Raw genomic sequence first — 3,037 nt, 5'->3', positions numbered from 1 at the left:
GCGCTGCAGGCGGCGGATGTGGTGCTGCTGCTGTTTGACCGGGCCCAGGGTTGGCTGGCGGAGGACCAGGCGCTGCTGGCTTCCCTTCCACAGGGCATCCCCCATCTGGTGGTGGCCAACAAGGCGGATCAGCCCGCGGCGGAGCCTGCCGCCCATGCCGACGTTTGCATCAGTGCGTTGACCGGTGAGGGGCATGAGGCCCTGGTGGATCGCCTGCTGCAGAGCTGCGGCCAGGGCGGTGAGCAGGGGCTGCAGGTGGCCCTGAATCGACGGCAGTTGGATCTGGCGGTGTCAGCGGCGGCGAGCCTGCAGCGCACCCTCGAGGCGGGTGAGCAGCAGTTGCCTTGGGACTTCTGGACGATCGACCTGCGGGCTGCGGTGCGCTCCCTTGGGGAAATCACTGGGGCCGAAGTGACCGAGGCGGTCCTCGATCGAATCTTCTCGCGCTTCTGCATTGGCAAATAGGACCAAGAGCTCGGGCAAGCTGCCCCTGGGTCCATCACGCTGAATTCAGGATGAGCGCCGCACCGCTGCCACTGACGCCGGCTCTTCAGCAGCAGCTGCGCGACTGGTTGCAGGAGGACATCGGCCGCGGCGACCTCAGCGCTGCAGCCCTACGCCCTGGTCGTTGCCGGGCCCATTGGATCAGCAAGGCCCCGGGGGTGTTCTGCGGCGGCCCGCTCCTGGACTTCGTCTTTCGCGAGCTCGATCAGAGCGCCAGCGTGGAGCTGCTCGTGGCAGATGGGGACGCAGTCACCCCTGGCCAACGCCTGTTGAACGTGGAGGCCGAGGCGGCGGCCTTGGTGGCGGCAGAGCGCACGGCCCTGAATCTGGCGATGCGCCTCTCAGGGATCGCCACGGCCACGGCCCGGCTGGTGGCTGAACTGGAGGGCAGCGGAGTCCGGTTGGCGGACACCCGCAAGACCACGCCTGGTTTGCGGGTGCTGGAGAAGTACGCCGTGCGCTGCGGCGGTGGGGTCAACCATCGCCTCGGCCTGGATGACGCGGCGATGTTGAAGGAGAACCATCTGGCCTGGGCCGGTGGGGTCGCCGCAGCGATCGCCGCTGTTCGCTCAGGGGCACCTTGGCCGGCGCGCGTGATCGTGGAGGCCGAGACCGCCGCCGAGGCCCAGGCCGCGATTGAGGCCGGAGCCGATGGGGTGTTGCTCGATGAGTTCAGCCCCGAGGCCCTGCTGGAGCTCGTCCCCCAGCTGCGGGCCCTGACCAGCCGCCCTGTGGTGCTGGAGGCTTCGGGGGTGCAGCCGGAGCAGCTTCGGGCCTATGCCGCCACAGGACTGGATTTGATTTCAACCAGTGCACCGGTGACCCGCAGCAGCTGGCTGGACCTGAGCATGCGCTTCTCCAGCTGAGTTCATTCCCGCGGAGAGGGATGATCTGAAGATCTCCCCCGCATCTCCATGCTTCGCATCGCCCAGTCCCTGGAGAACCAGCTGCGCGATGCAATGCAACGGGCATTCCCTGAGGCGGCAGCGGCGGGCCAGGCCTTCGATCCCCAGCTCGCGCCGGCCAGCAAGCCCGAATTTGGTGATTTTCAGGCCAATGGCGCCTTGCCCCTGGCCAAGCCCTTAGGCCAGCCCCCCCGCAAGATTGCCGAGGCGGTGGTGGAGCAACTCAAGGCGGACGACGGCTTCATGGCCCTCTGCCAGGAGCCGCAGATTGCTGGCCCTGGCTTCATCAACATCACGCTTCAGCCTGAGCGTTTGGCGGCGGAGGTGCAGCAGCGCCTCGGGGATGCCCGCCTCGGCGTACCTGCTGTGGAGCAGGCCGCGCCGGTGGTGGTGGACTTCTCCAGCCCCAACATCGCCAAGGAGATGCACGTGGGGCACCTGCGCTCCACGATCATTGGCGACTCCCTGGCCCGTGTTCTGGAGTTCCGCGGACACCCGGTCCTGCGGCTGAACCACGTCGGCGATTGGGGCACCCAGTTCGGGATGCTGATTACCCACCTCAAGCAGGTGGCCCCCGAGGCTCTGGAGACCGCCGATGCGGTGGACCTGGGCGACCTGGTGGCCTTCTACCGCGAGGCCAAAAAGCGCTTCGACGAGGACGAGGCCTTCCAGACCACCTCCCGGGAGGAGGTGGTGAAGCTGCAGGGGGGCGATCCGGTCTCCCTGAAGGCCTGGGGGCTGCTCTGTGACCAGAGCCGCCGAGAGTTCCAGAAGATCTACGACCGCCTGGACATTCGCCTGAGCGAACGGGGGGAGTCCTTCTACAACCCCTATCTCGAGGGGGTGGTTCGCGACCTGGAGGCCACGGGGCTGTTGGTGGTGGATGACGGAGCCGGTTGCGTCTTCCTCGAGGGGGTCAGCGGGAAAGACGGCAAGCCTTTGCCGGTGATCGTTCAGAAGAGCGATGGCGGCTTCAACTACGCCACCACCGACCTGGCGGCGATCCGTTATCGCTTCGGTTCAGCCCCGGAGGGTGATGGAGCCCGCCGGGTTGTGTACGTGACCGATGCCGGTCAGGCCAACCACTTTGCGGGGGTGTTTCAGGTGGCCCGCCGCGCCGGTTGGCTACCCGAGGGGGCCCGTCTGGAGCATGTGCCCTTCGGTCTGGTGCAGGGGGAAGACGGCAAGAAGCTGAAAACCCGTGCCGGTGACACGGTGCGCCTGCGTGATCTGTTGGATGAGGCCGTCGAGCGCTCAGAGGCGGACTTGCGTCGCCGCCTGGAGGAGGAGGGCCGCAGTGAGGACGAGGCCTTCATCGCTCATGTGGCCAACACCGTCGGACTGGCGGCGGTGAAGTACGCCGACCTCAGCCAGAACCGAATCACCAACTACCAGTTCAGCTTTGATCGGATGCTGGCCCTGCAGGGCAATACGGCTCCCTACCTGCTCTACGCCGTGGTCCGCATTGCTGGGATCGCCCGCAAGGGCGGCGACCTGGATGCGGCTTCCGCAGGGGGGCTTCAGTTCAGCGAACCCCAGGAATGGGCCCTGGTGCGGGAGCTGCTGAAGTTCGATGCGGTGATCGCCGAGGTGGAGGAGGAGTTGCTGCCCAATCGCCTCTGCACCTA

2 protein-coding genes and 1 pseudogene are annotated in these 3,037 nt (G+C 66.8%); all 3 read left to right on the top strand.

What is annotated here, in order from left to right; translation table 11 throughout:
* Positions 1–465, top strand: a pseudogene (locus QZ189_RS10955) (tRNA uridine-5-carboxymethylaminomethyl(34) synthesis GTPase MnmE); the annotation flags it as partial.
* A gap of 50 nt (positions 466–515) precedes the next feature.
* Complete coding sequence (nadC, locus tag QZ189_RS10950; protein ID WP_296421768.1) at positions 516–1,370, top strand: carboxylating nicotinate-nucleotide diphosphorylase; 855 nt, start codon at positions 516–518, stop codon at positions 1,368–1,370.
* A 48-nt stretch (positions 1,371–1,418) separates the two neighbouring features.
* Positions 1,419–3,037 (top strand): arginine--tRNA ligase (gene argS, locus QZ189_RS10945; protein WP_296421767.1); only part of this gene is annotated, 1,619 nt, incomplete at its 3' end.

The organism is Vulcanococcus sp. CPBay_Sum15L08_68, assembly GCF_017855895.1.
GTDB lineage: Bacteria > Cyanobacteriota > Cyanobacteriia > PCC-6307 > Cyanobiaceae > Vulcanococcus.
This window is presented reverse-complemented; position numbering and strand designations above follow the sequence as displayed.